Source organism: Minwuia sp. (assembly GCF_048263705.1).
Taxonomy (GTDB): Bacteria; Pseudomonadota; Alphaproteobacteria; order Minwuiales; family Minwuiaceae; genus Minwuia.
In genome coordinates this window covers 245,924-264,273 of sequence record NZ_JBLXDV010000001.1, presented here as the reverse complement: position 1 = coordinate 264,273, position 18,350 = coordinate 245,924, and the positions used below count along the sequence as shown (strand labels likewise).

16 protein-coding genes are annotated in these 18,350 nt (G+C 63.8%); 10 read left to right on the top strand and 6 right to left on the bottom strand.

Annotation, left to right across the window (positions count from 1 at the left end; translation table 11 throughout):
- Positions 1-168: 168 nt before the first annotated feature.
- The 3 genes from ACN0X7_RS01160 to ACN0X7_RS01150 all read left to right on the top strand — a co-directional run bounded on the left by ACN0X7_RS01160 (position 169) and on the right by ACN0X7_RS01150 (position 5,432).
- Positions 169-1,923, top strand: coding sequence for a L,D-transpeptidase family protein (locus ACN0X7_RS01160; RefSeq protein WP_417513231.1), 1,755 nt, complete (start codon positions 169-171; stop codon positions 1,921-1,923).
- A 5-nt stretch (positions 1,924-1,928) separates the two neighbouring features.
- Positions 1,929-2,882: a D-Ala-D-Ala carboxypeptidase family metallohydrolase gene (locus ACN0X7_RS01155; protein ID WP_417513229.1), complete on the top strand. Its 954-nt coding sequence runs from the start codon at positions 1,929-1,931 to the stop codon at positions 2,880-2,882.
- A gap of 81 nt (positions 2,883-2,963) precedes the next feature.
- A complete protein-coding gene (locus ACN0X7_RS01150) occupies positions 2,964-5,432 on the top strand; it encodes a heparinase II/III family protein (protein WP_417513227.1) in 2,469 nt (822 codons plus the stop codon).
- 90 nt (positions 5,433-5,522) lie between these two features.
- Here ACN0X7_RS01150 and ACN0X7_RS01145 read toward each other — a convergent pair whose 3' ends face one another.
- Positions 5,523-6,695 carry an acetyl-CoA C-acetyltransferase gene (locus ACN0X7_RS01145; protein ID WP_417513225.1) on the bottom strand — a complete coding sequence of 391 codons (1,173 nt, stop codon included), beginning with the start codon at positions 6,693-6,695 and terminating at the stop codon, positions 5,523-5,525.
- Between the two features lie 155 nt (positions 6,696-6,850).
- On the opposite strand from ACN0X7_RS01145, the gene ACN0X7_RS01140 reads away from it, so the two are divergent.
- On the top strand, positions 6,851-8,086 hold the full coding sequence (locus tag ACN0X7_RS01140) for an MFS transporter (protein ID WP_417513223.1): 1,236 nt from the start codon (positions 6,851-6,853) through the stop codon (positions 8,084-8,086).
- 4 nt (positions 8,087-8,090) lie between these two features.
- Here the strand turns inward: ACN0X7_RS01140 and ACN0X7_RS01135 are convergent, their stop codons facing one another.
- Complete coding sequence (locus ACN0X7_RS01135) at positions 8,091-8,780, bottom strand: transglycosylase SLT domain-containing protein (RefSeq protein WP_417513221.1); 690 nt, start codon at positions 8,778-8,780, stop codon at positions 8,091-8,093.
- Positions 8,781-9,043: 263 nt separating this feature from the next.
- Positions 9,044-9,931, bottom strand: a complete 888-nt coding sequence (locus tag ACN0X7_RS01130; RefSeq protein ID WP_417513709.1) for an N-formylglutamate amidohydrolase — start codon at positions 9,929-9,931, stop codon at positions 9,044-9,046.
- A 184-nt stretch (positions 9,932-10,115) separates the two neighbouring features.
- Between ACN0X7_RS01130 and ACN0X7_RS01125 the strand changes: the two genes are divergently transcribed.
- Positions 10,116-10,526, top strand: coding sequence for a response regulator (locus ACN0X7_RS01125; RefSeq protein WP_417513219.1), 411 nt, complete (start codon positions 10,116-10,118; stop codon positions 10,524-10,526).
- Between the two features lie 60 nt (positions 10,527-10,586).
- Complete coding sequence (locus ACN0X7_RS01120; RefSeq protein ID WP_417513217.1) at positions 10,587-11,375, top strand: SDR family NAD(P)-dependent oxidoreductase; 789 nt, start codon at positions 10,587-10,589, stop codon at positions 11,373-11,375.
- A 110-nt stretch (positions 11,376-11,485) separates the two neighbouring features.
- On the opposite strand, the gene ACN0X7_RS01115 is transcribed toward ACN0X7_RS01120, so the two are convergent.
- Both ACN0X7_RS01115 and ACN0X7_RS01110 read right to left on the bottom strand, forming a co-directional pair.
- Complete coding sequence (locus ACN0X7_RS01115) at positions 11,486-12,127, bottom strand: uracil-DNA glycosylase (protein WP_417513215.1); 642 nt, start codon at positions 12,125-12,127, stop codon at positions 11,486-11,488.
- Positions 12,128-12,138: 11 nt separating this feature from the next.
- Complete coding sequence (locus tag ACN0X7_RS01110) at positions 12,139-12,756, bottom strand: NYN domain-containing protein (RefSeq protein WP_417513707.1); 618 nt, start codon at positions 12,754-12,756, stop codon at positions 12,139-12,141.
- Positions 12,757-12,932: 176 nt separating this feature from the next.
- On the opposite strand from ACN0X7_RS01110, the gene folK reads away from it, so the two are divergent.
- The 3 genes from folK (at position 12,933) to ACN0X7_RS01095 (ending at position 16,056) form a co-directional block, all read left to right on the top strand.
- Positions 12,933-13,505 carry a 2-amino-4-hydroxy-6-hydroxymethyldihydropteridine diphosphokinase gene (gene folK / locus ACN0X7_RS01105; protein WP_417513213.1) on the top strand — a complete coding sequence of 191 codons (573 nt, stop codon included), beginning with the start codon at positions 12,933-12,935 and terminating at the stop codon, positions 13,503-13,505.
- A 43-nt stretch (positions 13,506-13,548) separates the two neighbouring features.
- The gene (rpoZ, locus tag ACN0X7_RS01100; protein ID WP_417513211.1) at positions 13,549-13,863 is read left to right on the top strand and encodes a DNA-directed RNA polymerase subunit omega; all 315 of its coding nucleotides are present in this window, start codon (positions 13,549-13,551) and stop codon (positions 13,861-13,863) included.
- 78 nt (positions 13,864-13,941) lie between these two features.
- Complete coding sequence (locus tag ACN0X7_RS01095) at positions 13,942-16,056, top strand: RelA/SpoT family protein (RefSeq protein WP_417513209.1); 2,115 nt, start codon at positions 13,942-13,944, stop codon at positions 16,054-16,056.
- Between the two features lie 13 nt (positions 16,057-16,069).
- Here the strand turns inward: ACN0X7_RS01095 and ACN0X7_RS01090 are convergent, their stop codons facing one another.
- Complete coding sequence (locus ACN0X7_RS01090; protein WP_417513207.1) at positions 16,070-17,395, bottom strand: aspartate aminotransferase family protein; 1,326 nt, start codon at positions 17,393-17,395, stop codon at positions 16,070-16,072.
- 107 nt (positions 17,396-17,502) lie between these two features.
- On the opposite strand from ACN0X7_RS01090, the gene ACN0X7_RS01085 reads away from it, so the two are divergent.
- Positions 17,503-18,345 (top strand): PhzF family phenazine biosynthesis protein, encoded by an 843-nt coding sequence (locus tag ACN0X7_RS01085; protein ID WP_417513205.1) that lies wholly within the window; start codon positions 17,503-17,505, stop codon positions 18,343-18,345.
- Positions 18,346-18,350 lie beyond the last annotated feature (5 nt).

The following is an 18,350-nucleotide window of genomic DNA, read 5'->3' as shown; positions in this document are numbered from 1 at the left end:
GATGTGGGTATCCCACGGGTTTCGGGGCGTCAATGCTCCGCGACAATAGCGCACCTCGCAAGCAGCGGATGCCACCCCATGTAAGGGGCATCGTACAATAAAAAAAATGATGAGTACCGTACAATGTCCCCCCATCTTCTTCACCACTCCATATCTGCCGGTCGCCCGGTGAAACGCCGCGGCCGCCTCTTTCCGGTCGCGCTGACGGCTCTGGTCGCCGCCGGCGTGATCATCCCTGCCACCGCGCATGCGCAGATGACCGTCAAACCGCAGCCGCCCCTGGCAATCGGGTCTCAGAAGATCGAGGAACGGGTCGGACGCCCGGCTGCAGAGCCGATCCGCAAACAGATCGAAACGCTGGTCCTCGACGGCCTGATCGAGGACGAACTGTCGGAGGACGTCAAGGAAGGGGCGGTCCTCGCCCTGCGCCAGGCCTATGCCCGGCACGTGTTCGAACCGATCTGGACGAGCGACACGGCGCATGATCTCTACGATGCCGTGGCCGACGCGTTTTCCCGCGGTCTGGTCGTCAAGCCGGCGACGCTGCGGGCCATCGACGAGCTGGTGAGCGAACGCGACTCCGACGACCCGGCGGTTGCGGCGCGCGCCGATATCGAACTGAGTTCGGCCTATGTTCGCCTCGCCAGCCAGGTGAGCGGCGGCCTTCACGACGAAGGCGAGGCCGTGAAAGCCCGGCGCAACAGGCCGAACCGCGCCCTGCTGACCGAGACAATCCATATGGCGGGCGATGGCGATGTGGCTGCGGCGCTGGACGCACTCGAACCCGAACACCCCCAGTATGAGCTGCTGAAGGGCGCGTTGAAGAAATACCGGATGCTGGCAGCGGACGGCGGCTGGCTCGCGATTCCCGACGGCGATCTGGTGCGTCCGGGCGACCGGGACCCCCGCATGCCCGCGCTGCGCACGCGGCTGGCGAAGGAGGGCTACGGCGATATCGCCGAGCCCGTCGACGGCCCGCTGGACAGGCTGGATCCGAAGCTGGTCCGTTCGCTGAAAGCCTTCCAGGAACGGCATGGCCTGAAACCCGACGGCATCGTTGGTCCGAACACGCTGGAGGCCCTGAACGAAAGCGCCGAATCGAAGATCGACCGGATCGTCGACACCATGTTCCGGTTCCGCGCGCAGGGTTATTTCGGCGACAAGCACGTCTGGGCGAATATCCCGTCCTACACTGCGGAAGGCTGGAACGACGGCAAACGCGAGATCAGCATGAAGACCATCGTCGGGCGCCCCGATCGCCAGACGCCGGTGTTCAGCGACGAGGTCGAATATGTGGTGACCAACCCGCGCTGGAACGTGCCGGTCAGCATCGCCCGCCGCGACAAGCTGCCGAAGTTGCAGAAGGATCCGGGCTACGCCACCCGCGGCAACTACAGCATCTTCGAACGCAGCACCGGCAAGCAGGTCAGCGCCTATGAGGTCGACTGGACCGACCCGTCGTCGGCGCACCGCTACAAGCTCGTGCAGGGACCGGGCGAGGACAATGCCCTGGGACGTCTGAAGATCATCTTCCCGAACCAGTATTCCGTCTATATGCACGATACGCCGTCACGGCATCTGTTCGATCGGGCAAAGCGGGCCTTCAGTTCGGGTTGCGTGCGTCTGGAACGCCCCGAGGAGATGGCGACGTGGATCGCCTCGAACGACAACGAACTGAGCGCCACCAAGGTTCAGGAGAACCTGGATTCGAAGGAACGGGTCTGGATGGGACTCGCCGAGGAAGTGCCGGTTCACATCACCTACATGACCGTGACCGTGGACGACGACGGCAGCGTCAATTTCTGGAGAGATATCTATGATCGCAGCGACGACATCGAAATGGTAAGGGAGATGGCACCGCTCTACGTGCCGCGTGATCGCACGCTCACGCGATCGAAGCCGCTGAACAAAGACCGGAGCTGATCGAAATGGGTTGGAAAGTGCTTGCCGTGTCGGTGATGGTCGTCGCCTCGGTTGCCGGGCTGGCTGCCACGGCCAAGGACCAGATATCGCAGCTGATCGGCGGACAGCCTCCCGAGGTTGCGGAACACCCGATCAAGAACGTGATGGTGCAGGGCGAAGAGCTGCCCTATCCGGTCTGGTTTGCCACTTCGATGCCGGGCGAGAAAGTCCGCTTCACACTGCCGTCGGGCTATGCGATGCGCGTGAACGGCAGGTTCGTCTCGCGGCGCGGGGCGGTCACCGTATGGGAAGCCCCCGACAGCCCCGGCGTTGCTGAGGTCACCATCCTGAAACCGACGGGCGAACTGGCCAACAGGGTTTCCGTCTTCGTGCTCCAGCCGGCCTCCTCCGCACGGAACGGACGGATCGACGGGTACCGGATCGGGAACTATCCCAAGAATGCGCCGAAGGGATACATCCGGCTGAACAATCCCGAAGACGCAAACGCCGACGTGTCCCCGCATTTCCGTATCGGACAGTTCCTGTGCAAACAGCAGCCGAACCACTGGCCCAAGTTCGTGCTGGTCACCCCTTCCCTGCTGAAGCGTCTGGAGACCGTTCTCGCCGAACTTCAATCTTCCGGGAGAACCAACGCCAAGACGCTGTTCGTGATGAGCGGGTTCAGGACGCCGTTCTACAATACCGCGATCCGTGGAGCGAAGTTCTCGCGGCACATGTACGGCGACGCGGCTGACGTCTACGTCGATGCCCAGCCGACCGACGGTGTCATGGATGATCTTTCCGGCGACGGCAAGATTTCCAAGCACGACGCCAACTGGCTGTTCGACTTCGCGTCGGGCATCTTCAAGGAACGCAAGGATCTGCCCAGGGGCGGTCTGGGTTCCTACAAGGCCAACGCGGTGCACGGCCCGTTCGTGCACATCGACGGCCGCGGGCAGCAGGCGCGCTGGGGACGCTAGAAGAACCCCGGCGATCAGGAACAGGGGCGGCCCGGCATCGTCCCGTTGTCCATCTCCGGCGATCTGGACTAGCCTCTCCCCATGGCTGAAGAAGCAGGTGCAGGGTCGAGCGTGAAGGTTTCCGCCTCCGGGCTGATGGTGGATCCCGGTACTCATCCCTCGCGCTGGTCGAGGCGGGTGTCCCGCATCATGCGATATCTGATCGCCGGAATCATCGTGCTTGCTTTCAGCCCCCCGACATTCTCGACCGCATCGGGGGATGAAGCGTTGACCGCACAGAACGAGTTGCGACTGAAGCGCATCCAGACGATTCTGGCCGATGGCCCGCACACGGGAAGCCAGCGGCGCCTCGCGCGCACGAACCCCGGACCGGGCGACCGTGTTGTTTCGAACCCGCCGACGTTCACCCGGGCCGCCACGCCCTCGGGCATCACCGAACTGCAGATCGATGAAACCGACTCCCCCCGGCATCACCACATCTTTCAGGGCAACCACTTCAAACCGCTGCGCTCCCTGAAGCCCGGCAAGCACCGCTGGCGGTTCCGGGTCTGGCACAACCATCATCTGGCGCAGGACTGGTCGGAATGGGTGGAATTCACCGTCGAATCCGGCGCGCTTGCCGATCCTGCACCGCCCGCCGATCAGCTTTTTCGAAACGCACAGCAATCGCCCCGCCCGCGTGCCCTGCCGGCCCGGATGCGATCCGCAAACAGCCTGGCAGAACCTGAGAACGCCCGGCAGAGGGCCATCGTGGCAACCCTCCTTGCGTCAATCAGGAAGGAAGATGAAGAGCTTATCAACCGCCCGGATTTCCTGGAACGTTACCGGACGCATATCCATCACGATTCGAACGTAAGCGCCTGTGACAGGGAGTTCGTCTGGACGGTTTCCAGAAATCTGCTGGATGCCAGCGCTGTCTGGGTCCTGACAGGCGAGACGCCGGCGCGCCATCTGGCACGCACCCTTCTGAACACCCTTCTCGACCTGGACATTGCGGGTGCCACCGGCATCGAAAGCAACGATCTCTGCAACATCCGTGTCGCCTTCTACCTCGCGCTGGCCTACGACCTGCTGCATGACGCGCTTGAGGAAGAAACGCGCAGCAAGATCCTGAAAGTCGTCGAGATCCGGACCAACGACGCACTGGACCGCTTCATCCTGAACCGGCACAAGTCCTTCGCCAACCACCACTACAACTCACACGGTTTCCGGAACCTGGCCGCCATCACGGCGATTGCCTCGGTGATGGCGAAAGATCTGCCGATAGCCGAATTCTGGTTCGCGCAGACCTTTCCGCTGCTCAGCCACATCGGCAACCCGTGGATCGGTGAGGACGGCGGCTATGGCAACGGGCTGAACTATGCCATCTGGGATGTTGTCGATCTGCTGGCGAAGTTCGATACCATCAAGCACGCGACCGGATGGGACGGATACAGATCTGCCCATTTCCGCCAGTTCGGCATCTTCGCCAACTATTTCATTCGACCGGATGTGCGCGGCAATGTGTTCGGCGATGGTGCGGAATTCTTCCATCCCGAACTGGTTTCCGCGCTGTCCGCCATGCTGTTTCACCGCACGGGAGATGCGTTCTGGTGCCGTGTCGCCGGACTGTGGGATGCACCTCCCGATCCGGCGGAAACATCCGACAGCCGCGATTTCCTTGTCGGCTACGAGGGTCTGCTGACGCCGACCGGCGGAGGATCGCAGGCCGATTGCGATTTCGCGCTGCCAACGGCGGCTGTTTTCGAGGACGCGGGATATGCGGCGATGCGCGCCGGAGGCGATGCGGCATCCGTGGCCATCTTCTTCCGCGCCAGCCCCTATGGCTCCGGCAGTCACTCGCACGCCGATCAGAACAGTTTCGTCGCATTCCGCGATGGCGCGCCGGTTCTGACCCAGGGCGGGCTCTACGATCAGTATGGTTCGCCGCACCACACCGGCTGGACCCGGCAGACCGCCGCGCACAACGCCATCACATTCGACGGCGGTCAGGGACAGGCGACAGGGCAACTCGACGCGACCGGGCAGATCGATCGGTTCGAAACCGTCGGTGAGGTCAGTATTGTCCGGGGCTCGGCCGAGCGGGCCTATTCAGGCGCCCTGTCCGTCGCGCGGCGCACGCTGGCCCTTCTGCCGCCGGACCGACTGCTGGTCAGCGACATCCTTTCGTCGGAGACCCCCAGGCGGTTCGAGTGGAACCTGCACAGTCCGGATCCGTTCGAAGAGATCGGAAATATCGTTCGCTCCATATCGCCCTCGGGGGTCACGTGCGTGATCCCGCTGCAGGTACCCGATGGCACCGCCGCGATCTGGGAAGGCTATCCGACGCCCCCGTTGCCCGCGAAATACGACAGGATACCCGAGAGGTGGCATTACCGATGGACGGCGGATGCCCCAGCCTGGACGGTCCGCTTCGTACATCTGATCGATTTCGACTGCCGTGAGCGCCCTGCGGTCACCACGGGCAAGTCCGATAACGGATCGATCACCGTCAGCCTGCCCGACCGGGAACTTACCATCGACGCGAGCGGCGATATCCATACAAGGTAAGATCGGCAGACACCCGAGGTCCGCAATGAAAAAGGGGCGCAGCCATCGGACTGCGCCCCCTGTTCGGGATCGTGGCCGTGTTCGTGCCGATCAGTGCAGATATTCGACGATCGTCACGTTGGCCAGCCCGCCGCCTTCGCACATGGTCTGCAGGCCGTAGCGCGCCTTGCGGGTCTTCATGGCGTTCAGCAGGGTCGCCATCAGCTTGGTGCCCGATGCGCCCAGCGGATGACCCAGTGCGATGGCACCGCCGTTCACATTCAGCCTGGCGTGGTCGCCGCCGATCATCTTCATCCAGGCCATCGGTACCGGCGCGAAGGCCTCGTTCACTTCGTACAGGTCGATGTCGTCGATCTTCATGCCCGCGCGCTTCAGCGCACGTTCGGTCGCGCCGATCGGCTCTTCCAGCATGATGACCGGATCGCCGCCCGTGATGGTCAGATTGTGGATGCGCGCCATCGGCGTCAGGTTGTGTTCCTTCAGCGCGGCCTCGGACACGATCAGCGCGCCGGACGACCCGTCGCAGATCTGGCTGGCGTTCGCCGCCGTAATGGAACCGCCTTCCTGCAGCAGCTTCACCGAGCCGATGCTTTCCATGGTGGCGTCGAAGCGGATGCCCTCGTCGGTGGTGTGCATCTGCTTGCCGTCGCCCAGATCGATTTCCAGCGGCACGATCTCGTTGTCGAACGCGCCGGACTCGGTCGCCCTGATCGCACGCTGATGGCTTTCCAGCGCGAAGGCGTCCAGCTCGTCGCGGCTGAAGCCGTACTTCTTGGCCATCATCTCCGCGCCCATGAACTGGCTGAAGTTGATGCCGGGATAGCGTTCTTCCATCTTCGGGCTTTTCGGCGACCCGAGGCCGTGTTCCATCGGCAGCTTCGTCGGCGTGCCCATCGGTACGCGGGTCATGCTTTCGACACCGGCGGCGATCACGACATCCATCGTCCCCGACATGACGGCCTGCGCCGCGAAATGCATCGACTGCTGGGACGACCCGCACTGACGGTCGATGGACACGGCGGGCACGCTCTCTGGCAGCTTGGAGGCCAGCACGCAGTTGCGGCCGATGTGGAAGCTCTGCTCGCCGGCCATGCCGACGCAGCCCATGATCACATCCTCGATCGCTGCCGGATCAATGCCGGACCGGTCGACAAGCGCGTCCAGAACGGCACCGCCCATGTCCGCGGGGTGCCAGTCGCGCAGCTTGCCGCCACGGCGACCGCCGGCGGTCCGGGCAGCTTCGACAATATAGGCTTCAGCCATGTTCGTTCTCCTCAATCGCGTTATTTCGTTCCGTATGTGTGGTTAAACATCAAATGGGCATTCTTGACCAGTCCGCCTGACGCATGGGTCAATTGAAGGTGCTTGCGGTCCTTCAGCCGATCCGATAGCGGGAGGAACCCGAGGGAGTTACCGACATGTCCACCGCATCCGATCCATCTATCGATCTGGCAGACAGCCCCTACGCCTGGGGCCGGCTGGTGATCTCGCTGCTGATCGCGATGATCGGCGGGATCGGCCTGTGGTCCGTCGTGATCGTGCTGCCGACCATCGAGGCCGAGTTCGGCGTGGACCGCGGCGGGGCCTCGCTGCCCTATACGGCGACGCTGATCGGTTTCGCCATCGGCGGGATCGCCATGGGCCGCGTCACGGACAGGCTCGGGATCCGTGTCCCGCTCATGATGTCGGGCGTCTTCCTGTGTCTCGGATACATCCTCGCCTCGCAGGCGCAGTCGCTCTGGCAGTTCGCGGCGGCCCAGTCGATCCTGATCGGGATGCTGGGATCCTCGGTATCCTTCGGCCCGCTGGTGGCCGATGTCACGCTCTGGTTCCGCAAGCGGCGCGGCATCGCCGTCGCCATCGTGGCCAGCGGCAACTATCTGGCTGGCACCGTATGGCCGCCCATCCTGACCGCGATGATCCAGTCCGAGGGCTGGCGCGACACGCATATGTACGTCGGTATCTTCTGCGTCTGCACGATGGTGCCGCTGTCCATGCTGCTGAAACGGCGCGCGTCGCTGGAAGACCCGATCGCCGCCACCGGACCGGCGATGTTCGGCACCATGACGGCGGGCCTGTCGCCGCGCGCCCTGCAGATCCTGCTGGTCTGTGCCGGACTGGCCTGCTGCATCGCCATGTCCATGCCGCAGGTCCACATCGTCGCCTACTGCGCGGGCCTGGGTTTCGGGACCACGGCGGGCGCGGAAATGCTGTCGCTGATGCTGGGTTTCGGCGTGGTCAGCCGGCTGGCGTCAGGACTGATCGCGGACAAGATCGGCGGGGTCGGCACGCTGCTGCTGGGGTCCAGCCTGCAGTGCCTCGCGCTGCTGTTCTACCTGCCGTTCGACGGTCTGACGTCGCTGTATGTCGTCTCGGCCCTGTTCGGCCTCAGTCAGGGCGGCATCGTGCCGTCCTATGCGCTGATCGTGCGCGACTATTTCAAGGCATCCGAGGCCGGCGCGCGCGTGAGCCTAGTGCTGATGTCGACGGTGATCGGCATGGCCATCGGCGGCTGGATCTCAGGCGAGATCTACGACCTGACGGGATCGTACGCGGCCGCCTTCATGAACGGCGTGGCCTTCAACCTGCTGAACATGTCGCTGGCGCTGTGGCTGTTGCTCAGCCGACGTCCCCGCAAGCCGCAACCGGCCTGAGAGATCAGTACTTGCGGATGCGGATCGCGTTGCGTCCGGTCTGGATGTAGACCGACGAACCGAGGCGGCGCAGCTTGCCCGACACCGAGACGTTGCGTCCCGTACGGGCACGCACCTCGTTCCGGACCGCCCTGCGGATGGCCGTTGCCTGACCGTTCCAGGCGGCCAGAACCAGCTTGCGGTAGTTGTTGCCGCGTTCCGGGGTGCGGCTGTGATAGAACGCGGCTGCCCGCGTCCAGGACCTCGTTTCCTGGAACAGTTCCGACAGGAACTTGCCCGCATAGTCCGCGTTGACGGCGGGCGTGAAGGCCGACTTCATATCCTTGAACGCATCCGGATGATGCATCAGGTTCACCTGCATGCAGCCGACATCGATGTTCTTCACACCCTGCGATTTCAGATCCTGAACCATGGCAATGGCTTCATCGCGCGTATCCAGCCAGCGCCCGGTGCCCTGGGAATGAATGGTCCACGGCCAGGCAGTTCTTGCCGACACGCCCTTGATGCTGCGTCCGGATTCGACCAGGGCGATCGCGCCCAGAAGCCCGGCGGGAATCCTGTAGCGCTGCTCGGTCTGTGCCGTCGCATCCCTGCATGCACGGGCTTGTGAAGCCTTGTCGTCGGTGGGGATCGTGTTCGCGGCGGCGGGAAGCGCCAACAAGATCAGTGCGGCAAGGGTGGGCAGGAATTTCATTGTCACTCTCGTCAGGATCAGATTTGACAACCACCAAGCAAGCCCTGAGCCAGAACCGGCATCTGCTGCGATCGCCTGCCTGATCCGCGTATTTTGCATATGCAGCATTCTTTCGCTTGCGCACAATCGCACTTGCGAGATAGTCTGAACGCACGGTTTCGATGCTCTTGTGTCGAGGCCGGATGCCCGGTTTCCGGGCGTTTCCTCCCTAGACTTGGGCCGCTCCTTCGTGGAGCGGCCTTTTTTCTGCCGGACGGTTGGCGCTATTCCGCTGCTTCGGGCACGTCGCGCGCTTCCGAAACGCCCAGAACCTCGACCAGGTCAGCCATGTCACTGGCGAGGTCGACAATGCGCGGCAGCCGCAGAAAGCGTCGTTCGTCCATATACAGCGCCCGGTTGATCTCGATCTGCAGCGCGTGCAGCCCGATGGCCGGACGGCCGTAGTGGCTGGTGCAGAAACCGCCCGCGTACGGCGCGTTCCGCGTCACGCGATAGCCGCGTGCGGTGAGAAATTCGTCGGCCAGATCGGTCAGGCTGCGGGCGCAGGACGTCGCGAAACGGTCCCCCAGCACGATATCCGGGCGTTCCGGACGGCGGCGCCTGTCCCTGGGCAGCGCTGTCGAAGGCATGGAATGGCAATCCAGCACCAGGCATGTGCCGAAACGGGCCATCGTCTGATCGACCAGTTCCGCAAGCGCCCCATGATAGGGACGGTAGTATCGCCGGATCCTGCGGTCGGCCTCGGCGAAGGGCAGCTTCTCCTGATAGATTTCCTCGCCGCTGGAGACGACCCGCGCGATGGTGCCAAGACCACCGGCGACCCGCAGGGACCGCGTGTTGGCATGCGGGGGGATCGCATCCGTGAACATGGAAGGGTCCAGTTCGTACGGCTCCCGGTTCACGTCGCAATAGGCGCGCGGGAACAGCGCGCTGAGCAGCGGCGCGCCGCGCATCACCGCGGGGCTGAAGATCTCGTCGACGAAGCTGTCTTCGGACTTGCGGATGGCCTGCGCGTCCAGCCGCGAAGCCGCCATGAACGCATCCGGATAGAAGCGCCCGGAATGCGGCGACGCCATCACGACGGCCAGCGACTGGTCGGCAGGTCGTTCCAGCGCAACGGGCGGATCAATCAGGCTGATGGTCGGATCGATCTGCAAGGGCCAGGCCTCCCGGGGCGGCTGCCGGCCCATAGCCGGTTGGGAACTTCTCGGCCCCCATGATAGGACGCACCACCGACCGTCGCCAAGCGTTCACTTGCGCGACCCGATGACGTAATCATAATGCGGGCATGAACCGCTGGCGGAAACCGGCAACCGTACAGATCAAGGGACCAATATGGCGCGCATACTTCTGGCGGAAGACGACAACTCCCTGCGTCCCTATCTGGCCCGCGCGCTCCGGCGGGACGGCCATGATGTCGTGTCCGTGCGCGACGGCATGGAAGCACTGGTGCATCTGGGTCCGGACAAGTTCGACCTGCTGCTCGCCGATATTGTCATGCCGGAACTGGATGGTATCGAACTGGCACGCAGGGCCGAACGCGCCGACCCGGATATCCGGGTCATGTTCATCACGGGCTTTGCCGCCGTTGCGATGCAGTCCCATCGCCAGGGCAAGCACGCCGCCAAGGTCCTGTCCAAGCCTTTCCACCTGAAGGATGTGGTGGCCGAGGTGAAGCTGATTCTGGACGAAGCCGGCGTCACCCTTTCCGACGAGCATGGCGGCCCCACCGATCCGCCTGCCTGACTCCGGGCCGCTCTGCCGAACACTCATTCCATTCATCAGAACCTGGGGAGGTTTCTCAACATGGCGTATCAACCCTTCGACCTGACGGGCAAGGTCGCCCTGATCACCGGCGGCAATGGCGGCATCGGCCTGGGCTTTGGCGAAGCCATCGCCGCGGCTGGCGGCGACGTCTGCATCTGGGGCCGGAAGTCCGGCAAGAACGACGAGGCGCTGGAGAAGATCCGCGCCGCCGGGCCGTCCGGCACCCATTCGGCGCTGGTCTGCGACGTTGCCGACGAGGCCGATGTCGACAAGTGCTTTGCTGAAACGCTGGAGAAACACGGTCGCGTCGATGGCTGTTTCGCCAATGCGGGCGTATCGGCCCGCGGCAACGCCTTCACCGATATGACGATCAAGGAATGGCGGCATGTCATGTCCGTGAACATGGAAGGCTGCTTCTTCACGTTCCGCGCGGCCACCCGGCACATGGTCGAACGCTCGAAGAACGGCGACCCGTTCGGGCGGCTGGTCGGCACGGCCTCGCTGGCTGCCCTCTCCGGCCCCGCACGCAACGAACATTATGCGGCGTCGAAGGGCGGGCTGGTTTCGATGATGAACGCGCTTGCCGTCGAGTTCGCGCGCCACGGCGTGACCGCCAACTCGATCCTGCCCGGCTGGATCGAGACGGAGATGACCGAAGCGGCCTTCGCCGACCCCCGCTTCAGCGGCAACGTGATGCCGCGCATGCCGATGCGCCGCTGGGGCAAGCCCGAGGATTTCGGCGGCATCGCCGTCTACATCATGTCGGAAGCGTCATCGTTCCATACGGCGGAAAGCTTCCTGATCGACGGCGGTTACTGGGTCTTCTAGAGCGTTTTTCGTTTTCATGGAATCACCATGAAATCGAAATAACGCAACTCGCACAGGTAGTTGCCATTCTTGAAAACAGTCTGAATGGTTCCATTCAGACTGTTTTCGCCCTAGCGAACACCATCGACGAGGGTGCGGACCGACTGCAGAACGGCGCTGAACATGGGTTCGGTCAACCGACCCGTGTTCACGTTGTAACGTGAGCAGTGAAAGCTGTCGGCCATGATCAGGCCGTTCGGCAGGTCATGCATGGCGTCGTGGGCAAAGGGGTAATCCGCAAGCCGCAGGCCGAACGTGCGGAGTATCGCCTCGTGCGCGACACGCCCCAGCGCCAGCAGAACACGCAGGTTCGCCATGGCCTCGATCTCGGCGATCAGGAACGGCCGGCAGGTCGCGGCTTCGGCACCGGTCACCCTGTTCTGCGGCGGCACGCATCGCACCGCGTTGGTGATGCGGCAGCCGACCAGCCGCAGACCGTCATCGGCGGACCTGCCATAGGACCCTTGTGCGAATCCGGCCTTGATGAGCGCGGGATAGAGCATGTCCCCTGCGCCGTCTCCGGTGAAGGGGCGGCCTGTCTGGTTGGCACCCTTGAGACCGGGCGCCAGACCGACGACCAGCACGCCGGCGTCGATGGGGCCGAACGACGGCACCGGTGCATTGTGGAATTCGGGATAGGCGGCCTGATTGTCGCGCCGGAAGCCGACCAGGCGCGGACAAAGCTGGCAGTCGGGGGGCGGTTCGACGGGCATTTCAGCCGGACTCAGCGGACCAGCGGATCGTCGTCCAGATCCTCGTCCCCGTCCGCCAGATCCGGGGCCGGTACGTCCCGACGCGGTTGCGGCGGTCGACCGCCCTCGCGTGCGATCATGCCCTGCAGGTCGGAGAGCTCGACGAACTGGTCGGCCTGACGGCGCAGTTCGTCGGCAATCATCGGCGGCTGGGTCTTGATCGAACTGACCACCGTGCACCGCACGCCCTTGCGCTGGACCGCCTCGATCACGCTGCGGAAATCGCCATCGCCGGAGAACAGGATCGCGTGATTCATGAACTCGGCCATCTCCATCATGTCGACGGCCAGTTCGATATCCATGTTGCCCTTCACCTTGCGCCGGCCGTCGTGCCCGACGAACTCCTTCGCCGGCTTGGTCACCATGGTGAAACCGTTGTAGTCCAGCCAGTCGACCAGCGGCCGCAGCGGCGAATATTCCTGATCTTCCATCAGCGCCGTGTAATAGAACGCGCGGATCAGCGTGCCCTGCTTGGCGAACTGCGAACGCAGCTTGCGGTAGTCGATATCGAACCCGAGGGTCCGCGCCGCCGCATAGAGGTTGGCACCGTCGATGAACAGCACCACCTTGTCGTTCGGATAAATGTTCAGATCCATACCGGCCATTTTCAAAAAACCCCTGATGTTCTATGCACAGCACGGCGCGTTGAGGGGCGACATCAAAATGCCGCTTTCTGGCGCGCCGGTAATTGATGTTCGGCGATAGGTCTGACATAGGCTGACGGCCTGGCGAAAGCCAGCCCAAAGCGACGGAACGATGCGGCGGAATGGCTGCCGTGCAGGAGGCGTGCGTGATCATCATCGGACTGGGCGCAAATCTGCCGCATCCCGAGCATGGAGCTCCCGCGCGGACGCTGGAAGCCGCCCTTGGCGAACTGCAGCAGCGCGGTGTCCGCGTGGCCCTCCGCAGCCGCTGGTACAGTTCCCCGCCCTGGCCCGCGAGCCTGAGCGGGCAGCCTTGGTATGTGAACGGCGCAGCCGTCATCGATACCCAGATGGATGCCGACAGCCTGCTGCACACGCTGCATGAGGTCGAATGGTCGTTCGGCCGTGTCCGCATGGAACGGTGGGCACCGCGCCGCATCGACCTGGACCTGATCAGCTACAACGGTCTGCGCAGCGCCCCGTGCAGCGTTCACGGCGTCGCCAACCTGCCCCATCCGCGCATGAGCGCGCGCGCGTTCGTCCTGCTGCCCATGCGCGAGATCGCACCCGACTGGTGCCACCCCGAGAGCGGTCTGCACATCGACCGGCTGATCGACCAGATCGACTGCTCGGGCGTCGAACCCATGACGGAGATGGCCGAGAAACATCTTGCGGGCGGCGCTGCGGGTAGCTAAATAGCGCTCTTCATCGCATTCATGCTCTTCAGGAGGCCCCTTCATGGCCCGTGTCACTGTCGAAGATTGCATCGACAAGATCGATAACCGTTTCGAGCTGGTCCTGCTGGCGGCCCAGCGCGCCCGCGGCATTTCCAATGGTGCCGAGTTGCTGGTCGATCGTGACAATGACAAGAACCCGGTGGTCTCCCTGCGCGAGATCGCTGAAGAGCGCGTCAAGCCTGCCGAACTGAAGGAAGCGCTGATCAGCAGCTTTCAGAAGCGTGTCGAACGGGACGAGCCGGAAGAGGACGATCTGGCCGAGCGCATGCGCCGCGAACTGGCCGCGCTGGCTTCCGGCGAATCGGGCGACAGCTGACACTGCCGCAGCCAACCCCGCTGATCGGGGCTCGACGATCCTGAACAATCGCATAGAATCGGTCGCATGATGCGGCAGATGGAACTTGTTGATTCGGTGCTGGCCTACGATCCGGGTGTGGACGAGGCGCTGATCAACAAGGCCTATGTCTTCGCCATGCGGGCGCACGGCAAGCAGAAGCGCGCCTCCGGCGACCCCTACATCAGCCATCCGCTTGAAGTCGCCGGAATCCTGACCGACTACAAGATGGACTGCCAGTCCATCCTGACCGCCCTGCTGCACGACACCATCGAAGACACGCGGGCGACCCGCGAGGAGATTGCCGAGCAGTTCGGCGAGGAAGTCGCGCGGCTGGTCGACGGCGTCACCAAGCTGTCGCGCCTGGAGCTGAATTCCGACGAGACCCAGCAGGCCGAGAACTTCCGCAAGCTGTTGCTGGCCATGTCCGACGACATCCGGGTCCTGCTGGTCAAGCTTGCCGACCGGCTGCACAACATGCGGACCATTGGCTTTCTGAAGCCCGAGAAACGCCGGCGCATCGCGCAGGAAACCATGGAAATCTACGCGCCACTGGCCGAGCGTGTCGGACTGCACGAGTTCAAGGAGGAACTGCAGGACCTGTCCTTTCAGGTGCTGGAACCGGACGCCTATGCGACCATCGTTGCCCGGCTTCAGAAACTGCGGTCGCAGGCAGGCGACCTGATCACGCGGATGCGGGACGAACTGGCCGAGAGGCTGACCGATGCCGGGATCCAGGCGGATGTGACCGGTCGCGAGAAACGCCCCTACTCGATATGGCGCAAGCTGGAGACCCGGCAGATCCCGTTCGAGAAACTGGCCGACGTCTTCGGCTTTCGCGTGATCGTTGCCGACACGGCGACCTGCTATCAGGCGCTGGGTGCGATCCATCAGGCCTACCCGATGGTGCCCGGCGAATTCGACGACTACATCTCGACACCCAAGCGCAACAACTACCAGTCCCTGCATACGGTGGTGATCGGACCGGAGCGTATGCGCACGGAAATCCAGTTCCGTTCCGAAGACATGCACGAACAGGCCGAGTTCGGACTGGCGGCCCACTGGCGCTACAAGGAAGGCGGGCGAAGCGGCACCAGGCCCGCGCTGGAGGAAGAGCGCTGGCTGAGAGAACTGCTGGATATCCTGAACGATGCCGCCAGCTTCAACGAGTTCCTGGATAACACCAAGCTGAACATGTACGCCGATCAGGTCTTCTGCTTCACGCCGAAGGGCCGGCTGATCCAGTTGCCGCAAGGTGCGACGCCGCTCGATTTCGCCTATGCCGTGCACACCGATCTGGGCAACACCTGCGTCGGGACGAACGTCAACGGACGCCCGCGGGCGCTGTACAGCCCCCTGCGCAATGGCGATCAGGTCGAGATCCTGACGTCCGAGCGCCAGAGCCCGGAGCCGTCATGGGAAAACATGGCGATCACCGGCAAGGCCCGCGCCGCCATCCGCCGCGCCACGCGGATGAAGGTGCGCAGCGAGCACATGAGTGCCGGCAAGCGTCTGCTGGAGACCACCTTTTCCGCGGCGCGCCGGAACTTCCGCCCCAAGGAACTGGGCAAGGTCGTCCTGGCACTGGGCTATGACAGCATGGACGACGTCTACGTCGCGGTCGGTGACGGCACGGTCGGGCCGCGGGACGTGCTGGCAGAAGCGTTCCCGGCGGAAAAATCGCTGCGCCGGAAGCTGAAGCCGAAGAAGGGGAAGAAGGACGACGCATTACCGATCCGTGGCCTTGTCCCCGGACACGCGGTCCATTTCTCGGAATGCTGCCATCCCATTCCCGGCGATCGCATCGTCGGCATCGCCCACGAAGGGCGAGGCATCCACATCCACGCCATCGACTGTTCGGCGCTGGCGCTGGTGCAGGACATGCCCGAGCGCTGGCTGGACACGGCCTGGTCGGGCGCGGACGATGACGACCAGCTCTATGTCGGGCGCATCGAGGCTGAAATGCCGAACCGGCCGGGCATGCTGAGCCGCAGCACAAGCGTGATCGCCGAGCATGACGGCAACATCGTGCACCTGCGCATGACCCGGTCCAGCCCCGACTTTGCGGTGTTGACCCTGGATATCGAAGTGCGCGACGTGCGCCACCTGAACGACATCATCCGCGCGCTGTCGCAGGAACCGGGTATCGACAGGGTCGAGCGCCCGCGCTCCTGACGCGGTCCGGTCGTCAGTCGATCTCGGACAGCACCTCGCGGACCGTCACCATCAGTTCGTCGATCTGATCTTTCGAGATGATGAAGGGCGGCGACAGGGCGATGATATCGCCGGTGACGCGCACCATGGCCCCCTTCTCGAACGCCTTGATCATGGCTTCGAAGCCGCGCTTGGTCGGTTCGCCGTCGCGCGGTGCCAGTTCGATGGCCCCCACCAGTCCGATGTTGCGGATATCGATGACGTTCTTCGCGTCGGCGAGGCCGTGCACGGCCTCCTGCCAGTAGTCCTCCAGCTCCGCCACCCGGTCGAACAGCTTCTCTTCCTTGTAGAGGTCCAGCGTCGCGATCCCCGCTGCGCAGGCCATCGGATGCGCGGAATAGGTATAGCCGTGGAACAGTTCGATCATGTGATCGGGGCCGGTCATGAAGGTGTCATAGATGCCTTCCCGCGCAGCGACGGCCCCCATCGGCACGGCGGCGTTGGTCAGCCCCTTCGCCATGGTCATCATGTCCGGCGTCACGCCGAACCGCTGGGCACCGAAATTCGTGCCCAGCCGCCCGAATCCGGTGATCACCTCGTCGAAGATCAGCAGGATGCCGTGCTTGTCGCAAATGCTGCGCAGCCGTTCGAGATAGCCCTTCGGCGGCACCAGAACACCGGTCGAACCGGCCATCGGCTCAACGATCACCGCCGCCACCGTGGACGGATCGTGCAGGGTCAGGATGTTCTCAAGCTCGTCGGCCAGTTCCGCGCCATGTTCGGGGATGCCTTTGGTGAAGGCATTGCGTTTCAGGTCGTGGGTGTGCGGCATGTGGTCGACACCGGCCAGCAGCGATCCGAACACGTTGCGGTTCTTCACGATACCGCCGACCGAAATGCCGCCGAACCCCACCCCGTGATAGCCGCGTTCGCGCCCGATCAGCCGGGTCCGGTGGCCCTCGCCCCGCGCGCGGTGATAGGCAAGCGCGATCTTCAGCGCCGTATCGACGGCTTCGGAACCGGAATTGGTAAAGAAGATGCGGTTCAGATCGCCCGGCGTCAGTTCGGCCACCTTGGTGGCCAGTTCGAAGGCCATCGGATTGGCGTACTGGAACGACGGCGCGAAATCGAGCGTCTCGGCGTTGTGCTTGATCGCTTCCACGATCTTCTCGCGGGCATGGCCGGCGTTCACGCACCAGAGACCCGCCGAGCCGTCCAGGATCTGCCGCCCGTCCGCCGACGTGTAGTGCATGTCCTTGGCCGCGACCAGCATGCGCGGCTCCTTCTTGAACTGGCGGTTCGGCGTGAACGGAATCCAGAAGGCGTCGAGATCGTTCGGGATGTTCTGCTGAATGCTCATGGCGTGATCCCCCAGCTTGAATGGCATGAATAATCTGGCGCGGAGCCTATCAGCGGTCAAAGATGAACGCACGGAGAAAGCGGACCATCGGTAAGGGACAAACAGCCATGCGCAGGCGATTCATCCAGTGCGATGTCTTCACGTCGGAGCCCACACGCGGCAACGGGCTGGCGGTGGTACTCGATGCGGCAGGGCTTTCGGATGAAGCGATGCAGCGGTTCGCTGCCTGGACCAATCTGGCGGAGACGACCTTCATCCTGCCGCCCGAGGATGACCGGGCGGATTATCTGCTGAAGATCTTCACACCGACGCGGGAGATGCCATTCGCCGGTCATCCCACCCTGGGCAGTTGCGCGGCCTGGCTGCACACGGGCGGCACGCCGGGAACGCCGGGCGTGGTGCGGCAGATGTGTGGCGTCGGTCTGGTCGAGATCGACATTCGCGGCGATGTCCCCGCGTTCGCCGCACCGCCCACGGACATCCGGCCCATGGATCCGGCGGAACAGAGACGCATATCCGAGCGGCTGCGGATCGATCCTGCCTGCATCGTGCGCAGTGCCGCCCTGGAAAACGGACCGGTCTGGCAGGTGCTGGAGCTGGCGAGCGCCGAAGATGTGCTGGCGGTCGATTCATCGAAGGTCCGCTGGCCCGACTTCAAGGCCATCGGCCTGATCGGCCCATACCCGGCAGGGTCCGAATGCGACTACGAAACCCGCATGCTCGCCCCGTCGAGCGGTATGAGCGAAGACCCGATCACCGGATCGCTGAACGCCGCCATCGCCCGCTGGATGCACGCCGAAGAACGGCTGAACAGGGATCTGCTGGTCTCACAGGGACAGGTCATCGGGCGGAAGGGCCGGATCCACATCCGTCGCGATGCCGGGAATCCGGACCGTATCCTGATCGGTGGCGCAACGCAGATTCTGATCGAGGGGCATCTGGAACTCTGACGGCG

Coding starts and splice junctions, on each gene's coding strand:
- ACN0X7_RS01135 (WP_417513221.1), bottom strand. CDS start 8,780: ATGAAATTCCTGCCCACCCTTGCCGCACTGATCTTGTTGGCGCTTCCC.
- ACN0X7_RS01145 (WP_417513225.1), bottom strand. CDS start 6,695: ATGGCTGAAGCCTATATTGTCGAAGCTGCCCGGACCGCCGGCGGTCGC.
- ACN0X7_RS01095 (WP_417513209.1), top strand. CDS start 13,942: ATGGAACTTGTTGATTCGGTGCTGGCCTACGATCCGGGTGTGGACGAG.
- ACN0X7_RS01125 (WP_417513219.1), top strand. CDS start 10,116: ATGGCGCGCATACTTCTGGCGGAAGACGACAACTCCCTGCGTCCCTAT.
- folK (WP_417513213.1), top strand. CDS start 12,933: ATGGCTGCCGTGCAGGAGGCGTGCGTGATCATCATCGGACTGGGCGCA.
- ACN0X7_RS01140 (WP_417513223.1), top strand. CDS start 6,851: ATGTCCACCGCATCCGATCCATCTATCGATCTGGCAGACAGCCCCTAC.
- ACN0X7_RS01115 (WP_417513215.1), bottom strand. CDS start 12,127: ATGCCCGTCGAACCGCCCCCCGACTGCCAGCTTTGTCCGCGCCTGGTC.
- ACN0X7_RS01085 (WP_417513205.1), top strand. CDS start 17,503: ATGCGCAGGCGATTCATCCAGTGCGATGTCTTCACGTCGGAGCCCACA.
- rpoZ (WP_417513211.1), top strand. CDS start 13,549: ATGGCCCGTGTCACTGTCGAAGATTGCATCGACAAGATCGATAACCGT.
- ACN0X7_RS01150 (WP_417513227.1), top strand. CDS start 2,964: ATGGCTGAAGAAGCAGGTGCAGGGTCGAGCGTGAAGGTTTCCGCCTCC.
- ACN0X7_RS01155 (WP_417513229.1), top strand. CDS start 1,929: ATGGGTTGGAAAGTGCTTGCCGTGTCGGTGATGGTCGTCGCCTCGGTT.
- ACN0X7_RS01120 (WP_417513217.1), top strand. CDS start 10,587: ATGGCGTATCAACCCTTCGACCTGACGGGCAAGGTCGCCCTGATCACC.
- ACN0X7_RS01090 (WP_417513207.1), bottom strand. CDS start 17,395: ATGAGCATTCAGCAGAACATCCCGAACGATCTCGACGCCTTCTGGATT.